The organism is Arthrobacter sp. Soil764, assembly GCF_001428075.1.
Lineage (GTDB): Bacteria > Actinomycetota > Actinomycetes > Actinomycetales > Micrococcaceae > Arthrobacter.
The window spans coordinates 243,145-257,145 of the sequence record NZ_LMSI01000019.1; the positions used below are offsets into that span (position 1 = coordinate 243,145).

10 protein-coding genes are annotated in these 14,001 nt (G+C 66.2%); 4 read left to right on the plus strand and 6 right to left on the minus strand.

Annotation, left to right across the window (positions count from 1 at the left end; translation table 11 throughout):
- Positions 1-14 precede the first annotated feature (14 nt).
- The 3 genes from ASG86_RS10805 to tkt are packed head-to-tail and all read right to left on the minus strand — an operon-like array spanning position 15 to position 4,912.
- Positions 15-1,646 (minus strand): glucose-6-phosphate isomerase, encoded by a 1,632-nt coding sequence (locus tag ASG86_RS10805; RefSeq protein ID WP_056333720.1) that lies wholly within the window; start codon positions 1,644-1,646, stop codon positions 15-17.
- Positions 1,647-1,651: 5 nt separating this feature from the next.
- Complete coding sequence (tal, locus tag ASG86_RS10810) at positions 1,652-2,767, minus strand: transaldolase (RefSeq protein WP_056333723.1); 1,116 nt, start codon at positions 2,765-2,767, stop codon at positions 1,652-1,654.
- A gap of 27 nt (positions 2,768-2,794) precedes the next feature.
- Complete coding sequence (tkt, locus tag ASG86_RS10815) at positions 2,795-4,912, minus strand: transketolase (RefSeq protein ID WP_056334009.1); 2,118 nt, start codon at positions 4,910-4,912, stop codon at positions 2,795-2,797.
- A 519-nt stretch (positions 4,913-5,431) separates the two neighbouring features.
- Here tkt and ASG86_RS10820 point away from each other — a divergent pair.
- Together ASG86_RS10820 and ASG86_RS10825 are read left to right on the plus strand one after the other, a co-directional pair.
- Positions 5,432-6,391 (plus strand): heme o synthase, encoded by a 960-nt coding sequence (locus tag ASG86_RS10820; protein WP_056334012.1) that lies wholly within the window; start codon positions 5,432-5,434, stop codon positions 6,389-6,391.
- Positions 6,392-6,579: 188 nt separating this feature from the next.
- Positions 6,580-8,835 (plus strand): SulP family inorganic anion transporter, encoded by a 2,256-nt coding sequence (locus tag ASG86_RS10825; protein WP_056333726.1) that lies wholly within the window; start codon positions 6,580-6,582, stop codon positions 8,833-8,835.
- A gap of 74 nt (positions 8,836-8,909) precedes the next feature.
- Here the strand turns inward: ASG86_RS10825 and ASG86_RS10830 are convergent, their stop codons facing one another.
- Genes ASG86_RS10830 through ASG86_RS10840 form a run of 3 tightly spaced genes read right to left on the minus strand, consistent with a single transcriptional unit; the run spans position 8,910 to position 11,609 of the window.
- Positions 8,910-9,872: a COX15/CtaA family protein gene (locus ASG86_RS10830; RefSeq protein WP_056333727.1), complete on the minus strand. Its 963-nt coding sequence runs from the start codon at positions 9,870-9,872 to the stop codon at positions 8,910-8,912.
- Positions 9,873-9,879: 7 nt separating this feature from the next.
- On the minus strand, positions 9,880-10,647 hold the full coding sequence (locus ASG86_RS10835) for an ABC transporter permease (protein ID WP_056333730.1): 768 nt from the start codon (positions 10,645-10,647) through the stop codon (positions 9,880-9,882).
- Positions 10,644-11,609, minus strand: a complete 966-nt coding sequence (locus ASG86_RS10840; protein WP_056334013.1) for an ABC transporter ATP-binding protein — start codon at positions 11,607-11,609, stop codon at positions 10,644-10,646. The genes ASG86_RS10835 and ASG86_RS10840 overlap by 4 nt, the downstream gene beginning before the upstream one ends.
- Positions 11,610-11,735: 126 nt before the next feature.
- On the opposite strand from ASG86_RS10840, the gene ASG86_RS10845 reads away from it, so the two are divergent.
- Both ASG86_RS10845 and sufB read left to right on the plus strand, forming a co-directional pair.
- On the plus strand, positions 11,736-12,524 hold the full coding sequence (locus ASG86_RS10845) for a helix-turn-helix transcriptional regulator (protein WP_235565161.1): 789 nt from the start codon (positions 11,736-11,738) through the stop codon (positions 12,522-12,524).
- Positions 12,525-12,535: 11 nt separating this feature from the next.
- The gene (gene sufB, locus ASG86_RS10850) at positions 12,536-13,999 is read left to right on the plus strand and encodes a Fe-S cluster assembly protein SufB (RefSeq protein ID WP_056333736.1); all 1,464 of its coding nucleotides are present in this window, start codon (positions 12,536-12,538) and stop codon (positions 13,997-13,999) included.
- Positions 14,000-14,001: the final 2 nt, after the last annotated feature.

Consider the following 14,001-nt stretch of genomic DNA (forward strand, 5'->3'; position numbering starts at 1 on the left):
GTTGCTTTTGTGCCTTAGCTTTCGGTGGTGGACGCGCGGGTGGACAAGGCAGCGGCAATGTCCTGCAGCTGCGCCACGCCGGCGGCACGGTCGGTGAGGTGGAGGCGCAGCACGGGACGGCCGTGCCCGGCCAGGACCTGGGCGTCTCCTGCAGCCTGCGCGGCGATGAGTTCGCCGAAGCTGAAGGGCCGGTCCGGGATCCCCAGGTCCTCGGCGGGCGTCGCCGTAACCTGGAGGAAGACGCCAATGGCAGGTCCGCCCTTGTGGAACTGGCCGGTGGAGTGCAGGAAGCGCGGGCCCCAGCCGAACGTCACCGGGCGGCCGGTGGCGGCGGCCAGTTCGTCCCGGATACCCTCCAGGTTGGCGAAGGCCAACCGGTCAAAGTACGCCTGGACGCTCAGGTAGCTGTCCGCGGCCAGGGTCCCCAGCAGGGCCTTGACGGCGCCCTCTGCGGTGGCAGCGTTTCCGAGCCAGTCCCCGCCACGCACCTCAATGGCGCCATCGACGAACGCTGCAGGCGTAGGCTCCGGCTGGGCGTCCAGGAGTCCGCGCGCGGCCACTTTTGCGGCCTCGACGTCAGGCTGGTCGAAGGGGTTGATGCCCAGGAGCCTGCCGGCAACGGCCGTGGCGAATTCCCAGACCATCATCTGGGTGGCAAGGCCGCCGGCAATGGCCACCTGGTTGTCGACGGGTTCGACGTCGGCATCCGCGGCCACGAGCCGCACCACCAGGACGTCAGGGGCGCCGGAGGTTACCTCCGGGGCATCCGGACCCGCGACAACCGGCAGGATGCCGGTTTCCAGTTTGCCGGTGGATTCAGCGATGAGCTGTTCAGCCCAGTCGGCGAACCCAACAATGCCGGAGCCGTCCTCGGCAATGACGATCTTATTCCGCAAGGGGCTGGTTCCGCCCAGCGCGGCACCCAGGGCCAGTCCGATGTTTTCGGGGGCGTCATCGTTCAGGATTTCGGCAGCTTCCTCAGCCTCGTCCAGGAACGCCTGGATATCCACGCCGGCCAGGCCCGAAGGAACCAGGCCGAACGCGGTGAGCGCGGAGTACCGGCCACCGACGTTGGGGTCGGCGTTGAAGACAGCGCGGTAGCCCGCTTCCCGGGAGGCCATGTCCAGCGGGGAACCCGGATCCGTCACGATGATGATCCGGCTCTTGGCGTCCAGGCCGGCCTCGGTGAAGGCCTGCTCGAAAATCCGTCGCTGCGAGTCGGTTTCCAGCGTGGAGCCGGACTTGGACGAGACAACGATCGCGGTCTGCTCCAGCCGGTCAGCCAGGGCAGCCCGGACCTGGTCCGGGTCCGTGCTGTCCAGCACTGTCAGCTCGACGCCGGCGGTACCTGCGATAACCTCTGGGGCCAGCGAAGATCCGCCCATGCCGCAGAGCACAATCCTGCTGACGCCCTCGGCGCGCAGGGCGTCGCGGAGTTCCAGGATGTCCTTGACCAAAGGCTGCGAGACTGTTGCCGCCTCCACCCAGCCGAGGCGGATTGCTGACTCGGACTCGGCGTCGGGACCCCACAGGGTGTGGTCCTTGGCGAAGATCCGGGTGGCGACCCGGTCCTCCACGAGGGCGGGAAGGTGCTGGTCAAGCGCCTGCTGGGCAGCGCCGGTGGCGTCGAAGCTGAGAGTGCTCATAGGTGTTAGGAAGCCTTCCGTGCAGAGGCGAGGGCGCCTTCGACGTCCGCCAGCAGTTCCTTCCAGCTGGCCACGAACTTGTCCAGGCCTTCCGTTTCAAGGAGTGCTACGACGTCGTTGTAGGAGATCCCCAGCTTTTCCAGGGCGTCGAGGGTGGCGTTTGCTTCGTCATAGGTGCCGGTGACGGTGTCCCCGGTAACCACACCGTGGTCGAAGGTGGCGTCCAGGGTCTTTTCGGGCATGGTGTTCACCACGCCGGGGGCAACGAGCTCGGTGACGTAGAGGGTGTCCGGGTAGGCCGGGTCCTTCACGCCGGTGGAAGCCCACAGGGGACGCTGGGGGAGTGCGCCTGCGTCAGCGAGCAGGGCCCAGCGCTCGGTGGCGAAGAGCTCTTCGTAGACCTGGTAGGCCAGGCGGGCGTTGGCCAGGCCGGCCTTGCCCTTGAGGGCCTTGGCCTCGTCGGTGCCGATCTTGTCCAGGCGCTTGTCGATTTCCGTGTCCACGCGGGAGACGAAGAACGATGCCACGGAGTGGATCTTCGAGAGGTCGTGGCCGTTTTCCCTGGCCTGCTCCAGGCCGGACTGGAAGGCGTTGATGACGGCGCGGTAGCGCTCCAGGGAGAAGATGAGGGTCACGTTGACGCTGATGCCCTCGGCGAGGGTTGCCGTGATGGCCTCAAGGCCCTCGATGGTTGCCGGGATCTTGATGTGGACATTGTCCTTGTTCACGCGCTGCGAGAGGTGCTTGGCCTCCGCGATGGTTCCTGCGGTGTCCCAGGCAAGGCGTGGGTCGACCTCAATGGAGACGCGGCCGTCAACGCCCCTGGTGGCGGCAGCCACGGGTGCGAAGAGGTCGCAGGCGTCGGCGACGTCCGTGGTGGTGATCTCGAAGATCGTGTCCTCCACGCTGGCGCCTTCGGCTGCCTTGGCGGCGATGATGTTGTCGTAGTCAGTGCCGGAGGTGATGGCAGCATGGAAGATGGACGGGTTGGTGGTCACACCAACCACGTTCTTCTCTTCGATGAGCTTGCGCAGGGTGCCGGTCTGCAGGCGTCCGCGGGAAAGGTCGTCGAGCCAGATGGAGACTCCGGCGTCGGAGAGCTGCTGGGTGGGAGTAGTCATTTTTCGTATCTCCTAAAAGATGAGGTTTCAGGCCTGGAGGCTGGAGAGGGAGTCCTTGGCTGCGGCAGCCACTGCTTCTGCCGTGATGCCGAACTCCTGGAAGAGGCGCTTGTAGTCCGCGGAAGCGCCGTAGTGCTCAAGGCTGACGGAACGGCCGGCGTCGCCGACGAATTCGCGCCAGCCCAGGGCCAGTCCTGCTTCCACCGAGACGCGTGCCTTGACGGCGGCGGGCAGAACGGACTCGCGGTAGGCGGCGTCCTGTTTCTTGAACCATTCGACACACGGCATGGAGACGACGCGGGCTGCGATGCCTTCGCCCTGGAGGGCTTCGCGGGCCTGGACGGCCAGCTGGACCTCGGAACCGGTGGCAATGAGGATCACGTCGGCCGGCACCGTGGCGCCGTCCTTTGATGCCTCAGCCAGGACGTAACCGCCCTTTGCCACACCTGCCGTGGAAGCGAAGGTGTCACCGTCGGCGTCGCCCGCGCCCCGTTCCCAGGTGGGGATGTTCTGGCGGGTCAGGACGATGCCTGCCGGGTTGGCGTGGTTTTCCAGCATGGTCTTCCAGGCCGCCGCCACTTCGTTGGCGTCGCCGGGACGGACCACGTCCAGGCCCACGATGGCGCGCAGCGAGGCGAGCTGCTCCACCGGCTGGTGGGTGGGGCCGTCCTCGCCCAGACCGATGGAGTCGTGGGTCCATACGTACAGCGACGGCACACCCATGAGGGCACCCAGGCGGATGGCCGGACGCTGGTAGTCGCTGAAGATCAGGAAGGTTCCGGAGAACGCACGGGTGTTGCCCGCAAGGCTGATGCCGTTCACGATCGACGCCGCGGCGTGCTCGCGGATGCCGAAGTGCAGCACGCGGCCGTAGGGGTTGCCGGACCAGGCGCCGGTCTGCTTGGAGGCCGGCACGAAGGACGGGGAGCCTTCAATGGTGGTGTTGTTGGACTCAGCAAGGTCGGCGGAGCCGCCCCAGAGTTCGGGCATGACCGGGCCCAGGGCGTTGAGGACCTTGCCCGATGCTGCGCGGGTGGAAACGTCCTTGCCGGCCGGGAAGACCGGGAGGGCTGCGTCGATCCCCTCCGGAAGTTCCTGCGCTTCGATGCGCTGCAGGAGTGCTGCGCCTTCCGGGTTGGCTGCCTGCCAGGCGTTGAAGGTCTCTTCCCATTCCTTGCGCTCGGACGCGCCGCGCTCCACCACCTGGCGGGCGTGGTCAAGGACTTCCTGGTCCACCTGGAAGGACTTGGCGGGGTCGAAGCCCAGGACCTCCTTCAATGCGGCCACCTCGTCGGCACCGAGGGCGGATCCGTGGATCTTGCCGGTGTTCTGCTTCTTGGGTGCGGGGTAACCGATGATGGTGCGCAGTGAAATGATGGACGGCTTGGAGGTTTCGGCCTTGGCGGCGAGCAGGGCGCTGTAGAGCTCCTGGACGTCTTCCTTGTATTCGCCGGTCCGGGTCCAGTCCACCCGCTGCGTGTGCCAGCCGTACGCTTCGTAACGCTTCAGGACGTCCTCGGTGAAGGCGATGTCGGTGTCGTCCTCAATGGAGATGTGGTTCTCGTCGTAGATGACCACGAGGTTGCCGAGTTCCTGGTGGCCGGCCAGCGAGGAAGCCTCGGCCGTCACGCCTTCCTGGAGGTCGCCGTCGGAAGCAATGACCCAGATGGTGTGGTCGAACGGTGATTCGCCGGCGGGGGCGTCGGCGTCGAACAGGCCGCGCTGGCGGCGCTGGGAGTAAGCGAAGCCCACGGAGGATGCAAGGCCCTGGCCCAGCGGGCCGGTGGTGATCTCAACGCCGGCGGTGTGCTTGTACTCGGGGTGCCCCGGGGTCAGCGAACCCCAGGTGCGGAGCGCTTCCAGGTCCTTCAGCTCCAGGCCGTAGCCGGAGAGGAACAGCTGGATGTAAAGGGTGAGCGAGGTGTGGCCGGGGGACAGCACGAAACGGTCGCGGCCCAGCCACTGCGGATCGCGCGGGTCATGGCGCATCAGCTTCTGGAAAAGCAGGTACGCGGCCGGCGCAAGGCTCATGGCGGTTCCGGGGTGGCCGTTGCCCACCTTCTCCACGGCGTCGGCGGCCAGGACGCGGATGGTATCCACGGCACGCTGGTCCAAGCTGGTCCATGACAGTTCTTGCTCTTCCAAATGTGGCACGAAAACCGGGCCCCTCTCTGTGCTGATGGCGGCGGTACACCGGCTCCGTTTAAGGGCGCACTGCGTGGCGCCCGCTGCGGTGTGTACCAGCCGTTCACCATCGAAACGTTGATCCTTGCATTCAGTCACGGACAGCAGCGGGAATGCGTTTTCCACCGCTTTCTTGCTGCGTGCTGATCTGGTGACAGCTTAGCCCGTATCCATTCTCCGGGCGGGCCAAATCTCACGTTTTGGACGCAATTTCCCCTTTTGTGAATCAGCATTCCGACCGGTTGAGTTAATCTGCTCGAATGGGCCCGTGAGCAATCAATTGCGCATATGGAAGGGCCGGGACAGGGCCTGCGGCGCGGTATGATATTCGAAGGCCAACGCCGGATGGGCATCGCTATCGCCGCCCGGGGTTTCCCGACTGTTGCACGCTCTTGGAGCATTTCCTCCCTTTGTGCCGTGCCCGGGTCCGGGCCGCACGACCGGAGCTGCATTGCCAGCCTCAACTGCCACACAGAACGGGTGACTGCCACCGTGAGCACTACAGATACGCCGCTGAACGCATCCCGGGCCTCCGGCGCCGGGTTTGCCCGTAAGGCCAAGGCGTATCTCGCCCTCACCAAGCCGCGCGTGATCGAACTGCTCCTGGTCAGCACCCTGCCCACCATGATCTATGCCGAACGGGGCTTCCCGTCCATCGGGCTGATCCTGGCCACGCTGGTTGGGGGCGCCTTCGCCGCCGGCAGCGCCGGCGCGTTCAACTGCTACATCGACCGCGACATCGACAAGCTGATGCACCGTACGGAAAACCGGCCCCTGGTCACGGGCGAAGTCACCCCGCGCGAGGCCCTCGTCTTCTCCTGGCTGCTGGGCGCGGCCGCGATCGTGATCCTGTGGTTCGGTGCCAACCCCCTCTCGGCCTGGCTCGGGCTGGCCGCCATCTTCTTCTACGTTGTCATCTACACCATGATCCTCAAGCGGCGCACGGCCCAGAACATCGTCTGGGGCGGTGCCGCCGGCTGCTTCCCGGTACTGATTGCCTGGGCTGCCGTCACCAACTCCGTCGAGTGGCCGGCGGTGATCCTGTTCATGGTGATCTTCCTGTGGACGCCGCCGCACTACTGGCCCCTGTCCATGCGCTACGGCGAGGACTACCGGAACGCCAACGTCCCCATGCTTGGTGCCATCGCTGGCGCCAAAGTGGTGTCCGTCCAGGTGGTCCTGTACGCCTGGGCAATGGTGGCCTGCTCGCTGCTGATGATCCCGGCGGGAGGGGCCGGTTGGGTCTACACCGTCACGGCAGTCATTGCAGGCGCATGGTTCCTCTACGAATCACACGCTCTCTACGCCCGCGCCCAGCGCGAGGACGTCCAGGACAAGCGCGCCATGAAGGTCTTCCACGGATCCATCAGCTACCTGACCCTGCTGTTCATCGCACTGGCGGTGGACCCCTTCGTCGGGAATGCAGTCATCGCCGGGTAGGCCCAGGCAACAGCCATGGCGGCTCCCACCTGATGGTGGGGGCCGCCATCTGCTTTAACAACCTGTGTCATAACCGAGGGAGGCTGGACGGGTATGACTTTTCTGTCATATCCGTCACGTTAACTGTCATCAAGAATGACAAGCTGCTTACGGTGGAGCGGACCCTTCCCTCGACCAAAGGAAAATCCATGGAAGCCCGTCCCTCCACGGTCCCGGCCCCCAGCCACAGCCCGCCGGGTAAAAACCGCTTCAGATTTCCCCGCCCGTCCTTTGCTGCCCATCTCGGTGCCGACGTACCGGCATCCCTGGTGGTGTTCCTGGTGGCCCTCCCGCTCTCGCTCGGCATCGCAGCCGCGTCGGGAGCGCCCATCATGGCCGGGCTCATTGCCGCAGCCGTTGGCGGAATCGTGGCGGGAAGCCTTGGCGGCTCACCGCTGCAGGTAAGCGGACCCGCAGCGGGCCTTACCGTCGTCGTGGCCGGCCTGGTCCAGGAGTTTGGCTGGCAGGTGACCTGCGCGATCACCGCGGCCGCCGGCGTCGTGCAGCTCCTGCTGGGCATCAGCCGCGTGGGCAGGGCCGCCCTGGCCGTTTCGCCGGTAGTGGTCAAGGCGATGCTCGCCGGCATCGGCGTCACGATCATCCTGCAGCAGCTCCACGTACTCCTCGGATCAAAGCCGGCAGGCTCGGCCCTCGAGAACCTCGCCGCACTGCCGGCAGCCATCACCAACCTGGAACTGCACGCAGCCCTGCTGGGACTCGCCGTCGTGGCAATCCTTTTGTGCTGGAAGTTCCTGCCCGCCGCGGTCCGGCGGATTCCCGGCCCACTGGCCGCCGTCGCCGCAGGCACGGCACTGGCCGTGGCCTTTGCCCCCGGCGTCGAGCGCATCTCCCTGGACGGCTCGATCGTCGATGCGGTCGCCCTCCCGCAGCTTCCGGACAGCAACTGGCGCGCCTTCGCCTTCGCCATCCTGACCATGGCCCTGATCGCCAGCATCGAGTCGCTTCTCTCCGCCGTTGCCGTGGACAAGATGCAAACCGGTCCCCGGACCAACCTCAACAGGGAGCTCATCGGCCAGGGCACGGCCAACATCGTTTCCGGGTCCCTCGGCGGGCTGCCCGTAACGGGCGTCATTGTCCGCAGCGCCACAAATGTTGAGGCGGGTGCGGCCACTCGCGCATCTGCAGTTCTGCACGGTGTGTGGGTCCTGGCCTTCTCTGCCCTCTTTGCCGGCCTGATCCAGCTGATCCCGCTGGCCGTCCTGGCCGGCCTGCTGGTGGTAATCGGCGCGCGCCTGATCAAGGTGGCCGATATCAGGACCAGCCTGCGGACCGGTGACCTCCCCATTTACGCTGTGACCCTTGTCTGCGTGGTGTTCCTGAACCTGCTTGAGGGTGTCATGATTGGCCTGGCCCTCGCCGCTGCCAGTGTGCTGTGGCGTGTCCTGCGGGCCCCCATCAAGGCCCACCGTCCCGCCGCGCCGTCAGCGCCCTGGCGCGTCACCGTCGCAGGATCGTGCAGTTTCTTCGCACTGCCAAGGCTCAACCACATCCTCCAGTCTGTCCCCGACGCCACGGACGTGGTGGTGGAGCTGAACGCGGACTACGTTGACCATTCCTTCCGGGAAGCCCTGTTGGCCTGGCAGCTCCAGCACCGGGCCGCGGGCGGCACGGTAAATCTTGAGGAGCACGGCAACACGGTCTTCCGGGACGCTGCCCACCAGGCTCCCCGGCGGGAGGAGGCCGCCGAACTGCCCCTTCCGCCCCGTAAGGAGCCGCTGCTGCAGGGCGTCAATAAATACCACCGCCGGTTCGCCCACCAGGTCCGCCCGCTGGTGCATGACCTGACGGAAGCGCAGAATCCGGACAGCCTGTTCGTGGCCTGCGTGGATTCCCGCGTCAATCCCAACCTGATTACCAGCAGCGGTCCCGGCGACCTCCTCACGCTGCGGAACATCGGCAATGTGGTGTGCGGCAACGGCCAGGACGACTCGACCGCTTCAGCCCTGTCGTTCGCCGTCAACGGCCTGGGGGTGAAGTCGCTGGTGATCTGCGGGCACTCCAACTGCGGTGCCATGAAGGCGCTGCTCGCAGAAGCCGACGGCGGAGACAACAGTAGCCTGGGGCCGGCCTTCGGGCGGTGGCTGGACCATGCCCGGCCAAGTCACACGGAGTTGCTGGCAGGTCATCCGGTGGGCCGTCAGGCGGCCGCAGCGGGATACGGCCGCGTGGACCAGCTGGCGATGGTCAATGTGGCCGTGCAGCTGGCCAAGCTGCAGAACCACCCGGTGGCGGGCGCGCCGCTGGCTGCGGGGAAGGTCCAGGCCACCGGCCTCTTCTACGACATTTCCACCGCCCGGGTCCTGCAGATCACGGCCAACGGCATCGAAAATCTCGACCCTGCCTGCGACGCCACGTCTCAGGTCAAGGCTTTCGCGGAACGGTAACGTCCCGGGTTTCCCAAGGGAGTCCGAAACCGGCAGGCGCCCCGGTCCCATCAGGGGCCGGGGCGCCTGTTCGCCTACTTCGCTGCCCCGGAGGAGTCCAGGGGACTGGAGTGGGCGATGTCCCAGGCGTTCGTTGACGCCGCCATCAGCAGGGCGGCGCCAAGCATGTGGGCCGCCACCAGCAGCGCGGGAATGCCGTTGTAGTACTGCGTGAAGCCGATGACGGCCTGGAGCACGGTGACGCCCAGGAGTGCCAGGACGGCCGTCCTGAAGCGCCCCTTGATGCCACGCCTGAGGACCAGCACCAGGGCCACCGCGGTCCCGGCCGTGACCAGGTAGGCAGGCACGGCATGGATGTGGGAGAACAGGTCCCAGTCCAGGTCGTTCCGGGGAGCATCAGCGTCACCGGCATGCGGGCCCGCCCCAGTGACCACCACACCAAGCATTACGGCAACGGCGGAGAAAAGGGCGACGGCGGCCGTCACCGGGCGCAGGACGGCGGGCAAGGCGGCGGGCCGGGAGGCAAGGAAGTGGCCGGTCCGTCCGAAGGCCCGGTTGACCAGCAGCGTGGCGAACACCACCAGCGCCATGGAAACCAGGAAGTGCAGCCCAACCACCCATGGGTTGAGGTTGGTGAGGACCGTGACGCCGCCAATCACTGCCTGGGCGGGGATGCTGGCCAGCAGGCCCAGGGCCAGGAGGAAGAGGTCCTTGCGTTCCTTCCTCAGGTTCCACAGGTACACCAGCATCAGGGCGGCAACGGCGGCCAGGGCGAACGTCAGGAGCCGGTTCCCGAATTCGATGAAGCCGTGGATGCCCATCTCGGGCGTGTTCACCAATGAATCCGTGGTGCACCGGGGCCAGGTGGGACAGCCAAGGCCCGACGCGGTCAGGCGAACCGCCCCGCCGGTGACCACCAGGAGCGTCTGGCCGATCAGGGACGCGACGGCGAGGCGGCGGATCCTGGCGTCCACAGTGCGTGGGAGCCGCGATGCCAGGCGGCCGGCGAGCTGGGGGAGGCGTGAAGCCGTGGTCACGATTATCTCAATTCCACTTGAACCAACGGATGGCTGCGGCCCCGGCGATAACCGTCCAGAGCAGCAGGATGAGGGTAGCGCCGCCGTTTACGGCGCCATCCAGGAAGGCGGCCCGCATTGATTCGCCCAGGGCGCCGGACGGCAGGAAGTGCACAATGGCCTGCGCCGCGGCAGGCAGTCTTTCGGCGGGGATCACGATGCCGCCCAGGGCGCCGAGGAGGATCCACAGCAGGTTGGTGATGGCCAGCGTGGCCTCCGGCCGGACTGTTCCGGCCACCAGCAGCCCCAGTGCAGTGAAAGCCGCCGCGCCCAGCGCGAGAAGTGCCAGACCCGGGAGCCAGCCCGCCGCCGTCGGCTGCCATCCCAGCGCCAGCGCAACCAGTCCCACCACCACCACCTGCAGGCACAGGACGGCCAGGACCGAAAGAACCTTGCCGGCAATAAGGCCGCCGCGGCCCAGCGGTGTGGTGGACAGGAACCGGAGCACGCCGTAGCGGCGGTCGAAGCCGGTGGCGATGCCCTGGCCGGTGAACGCCGTGGACATCGCGCACAGGGCCAGGATCCCCGGAACCGCCACGTTGATGCGGCTGGAGCCCATTCCGTCCAGGAAAGGGGTCACTGTCAGGCCGACCAGCGCCAGCAGCGGCAGGACCACTGCAAGGATCAGCTGTTCGCCGTTCCGCAGCATCGTCAGTGCCTCGTATTTGCCCTGCAGCAGGACGCGGCGCAGCAGGGAGGCCGGCTGCTGCGTCTCCCGCGTTGCTGCCGTGCTCATCGGATGTCCTTTCCCGAAATGTCCAGAAAGACGTCTTCAAGGCTACGCGCCTGGAGGCTCAGTGATGCGGGCATGACGCCCTTCGCTTCCCACCACTGGGCCAGGGCGGAGAGGTGGCGCGGGGTCAGGGCCCCGGTGACGGTGTAGCTCCCGGCGCGGGATTCGGAAACGTCCACATCGTCCGGCAGCACCGCGGCCAGGTCCAGGCCCGCCGGGGCCTCGAACACCAGCGTCCGGACGTGCTCGCCCTGGGCGGCGGCCGGGCTGCGCTGCAGCAGCTCCTGCACCGTCCCTTCCGCAACGTTGCGGCCGCCGTCGATGATATACACGTAGTCCGCCAGGCGCTGGGCGTCGTCCATGAGGTGGGTGGTGAGGATGATCCCCATCCCGCTGTCCCGCAGCTCGGCGATCAGGTCGAAGACCAGCTGCCGGGACTGCGGGTCCAGTCCGGCGCTCGGCTCATCCAGGAAGAGGACTTCCGGCCTGCCGATGAGGGCGGCCGCAAGAGCCAGGCGCTGTTTCTGGCCGCCGGACAGCCTGCGGACGCTGGTACGGCTGAAGGTGTCGATGCCCAGCCTGCCCACCAGGTCCTCCATGGGCCACGGGTGGGCATAGAGCCCTGCGATGTGCCGCAGCAGTGGCAGGGGCCGTGCCGACGGCGGGAGGCCACCGTCCTGCAGCATCACACCGACGCGGGAACGCAGGTCAGCGCCTGCCGCCGCAGGGTCCTGCCCCAGCAGTGAGATGCTGCCGTCGTTGCGTTTCTGCAGGCCTTGGGCGCATTCGAGTGTAGTGGTCTTTCCGGCGCCGTTCGCGCCCAGGAGCGCGGTTACCTGTCCGCGCTCCGCGATCAGTGAAACGCCGCTGACAACCCTGAGCATCTTTCCGTCGAGACTGGAAAGGGGGCCAACGTCCTTAATGAGCCCATGGATGGACAGGACGGGGGACTGGGGGAATCGCACCACAGTATTCTACGGGATGTAGTATTTCCCGATCTCCGCACGGGCTTAGCGGCTGGGGCAGCCAAGGTCAGCCTGCCCTTACTGGAGTGCGGGACTAAATTACGACATGATTGTGTTGTGTATTCCATGACCAACGCTACTGCTGTGCCCGTGGCCGGTGCCACGGCATCCAGTCCTGTGGCTGATGCCGACGAGCGCACCCGGGACCGGGTCCTCGCTGCCGTCCTGGAACACGGACCTGTCAGCGCGGCCGAGCTCGGAGACATGCTGGGGTTCACCCCGGCCGCTGTCCGGCGCCACCTGGACCACCTCTCCCGCGCCGGCGTCATTGAGGTCAAGAAGGTGGCCAAGCCCGGAGCAGGTGCCGGCCGTCCCGCCCGCCGTTACGTCCTCAGCTCCCAGGGCCAGTCCAGCCTGGGCAACGACTACCTGGACATCGCCGCCCTTGCGCTCCAGCAGCTGCAAAAGGCGGCCGGCCCGGATGCGGTGCGCGCCTTCGCCGAGGAGCGTTTTGCGGACATGGAGCGCCGCTACGCACCCGAAATCGAGCAGGCCGGGCCGGACATCCGGGACCGGGCCACCGCCCTCGCAGCTGCCCTGACCCGCGACAACTTCGTGGCCTCCGCCGCGTCCATCGAGGCAAAGGCGCCGCTGCCGGCTGCACTCTCGAGCGTGCAGCTCTGCCAGGGCCACTGCCCTATACAGCAGCTGGCGGCCCGCTTCCCGGTGTTCTGCGACGTCGAAACCGAAGTTTTCTCAAGACTGGTGGGCGTTGATGTCCGCCGCCTCTCCACCCTGGCGCGCGGCGGCCACGTCTGCACCACCCACATTCCTACAGGCAGGCTGTCTGCCAAACCGGCCACCGCGCCGGGTGCAGCCCCCGCCAGCCTGGACGAAGTAACCAACCATCAGTAAGAAAGGCCGTGATGACGGACCAACTATCAGAGAAAGCAGTAGCCGAAAACACTGTGATCTCGGAGATTCTGGAAAAGAATCCCGAGCTCCACGGCATCGGCAACTACGAGTACGGGTGGGCTGACAAGAATGACGTCGGCGCCAACGCACGCCGTGGGCTCAGCGAAGAAGTCGTCCGGGACATTTCGGCCAAAAAGAGCGAGCCGGAGTGGATGCTTGACCTGCGCCTGAAGGGCCTCAAGTACTTCGACCGCAAGCCAATGCCCACCTGGGGTGCGGATCTGTCGGGCATCGATTTCGACAACATCAAGTACTTCGTCCGTTCCACCGAGAAGCAGGCTGCCTCCTGGGACGACCTCCCCGAGGACATCAAGAACACCTACGACAAGCTGGGCATCCCCGAGGCCGAGAAGCAGCGCCTGGTTTCCGGCGTCGCCGCCCAGTACGAGTCCGAGGTTGTTTACCACCAGCTGCGCGAGGATCTTGAGCGGCAGGGCGTCATCTTCCTGGACACCGACACCGCCTTGAAGGAACACCCGGAGATCTTCCAGGAGTACTTCGGCACCGTCATCCCGGTGGGCGACAACAAGTTCGCCTCCCTGAACACGGCAGTCTGGTCCGGCGGCTCCTTTGTCTATGTTCCCAAGGGCGTCCACGTGGACATCCCCCTGCAGGCATACTTCCGCATCAACACCGAAAACATGGGCCAGTTTGAGCGGACCCTGATCATCGCGGACGAGGATTCCTACGTCCACTACATCGAGGGCTGCACGGCTCCCATTTACACGTCGGATTCCCTGCACTCCGCAGTGGTGGAAATCATCGTGAAGAAGGGCGCCCGGGTCCGGTACACCACCATCCAGAACTGGTCCAACAACGTGTACAACCTGGTGACCAAGCGTGCCATCTGCGAAGAAGGCGCCACCATGGAATGGGTCGACGGCAACATCGGCTCCAAGGTCACCATGAAGTACCCGGCCGTATACCTGGTGGGCGAGCACGCCAAGGGCGAGACCCTGTCCATCGCGTTCGCCGGCGAAGGCCAGCACCAGGACACCGGCTCCAAGATGGTGCACATTGCGCCGAACACCAAGAGCTCCATTATCTCCAAGTCCGTGGCCCGCGGCGGCGGACGCGCAGCATACCGCGGCCTGGTCCAGGTCCGTGAAGGCGCCAAGCACTCCGCCAACACCGTCCGCTGTGACGCCCTGCTCGTTGACACCATCAGCCGCTCGGACACCTACCCGTACATCGACATCCGTGAGGACGACGTTGTGATGGGCCATGAGGCAACTGTTTCCCGCGTCAGCGAAGAGCAGCTCTTCTACCTGATGTCCCGCGGCATGCGCGAAGACGAAGCCATGGCGATGATCGTGCGCGGCTTCATCGAGCCGATTGCCCGCGAGCTCCCCATGGAGTACGCACTCGAGCTGAACCGCCTCATTGAACTGCAGATGGAAGGGTCCGTCGGATAACG

Bases quoted from the DNA above. Each gene is read 5' to 3' on its own strand.
- ASG86_RS10805 (WP_056333720.1), bottom strand. From the start codon at position 1,646: ATGAGCACTCTCAGCTTCGACGCCACCGGCGCTGCCCAGCAGGCGCTT.
- tal (WP_056333723.1), bottom strand. From the start codon at position 2,767: ATGACTACTCCCACCCAGCAGCTCTCCGACGCCGGAGTCTCCATCTGG.
- ASG86_RS10825 (WP_056333726.1), top strand. From the start codon at position 6,580: ATGGAAGCCCGTCCCTCCACGGTCCCGGCCCCCAGCCACAGCCCGCCG.
- ASG86_RS10835 (WP_056333730.1), bottom strand. From the start codon at position 10,647: ATGAGCACGGCAGCAACGCGGGAGACGCAGCAGCCGGCCTCCCTGCTG.
- ASG86_RS10845 (WP_235565161.1), top strand. From the start codon at position 11,736: ATGACCAACGCTACTGCTGTGCCCGTGGCCGGTGCCACGGCATCCAGT.
- sufB (WP_056333736.1), top strand. From the start codon at position 12,536: ATGACGGACCAACTATCAGAGAAAGCAGTAGCCGAAAACACTGTGATC.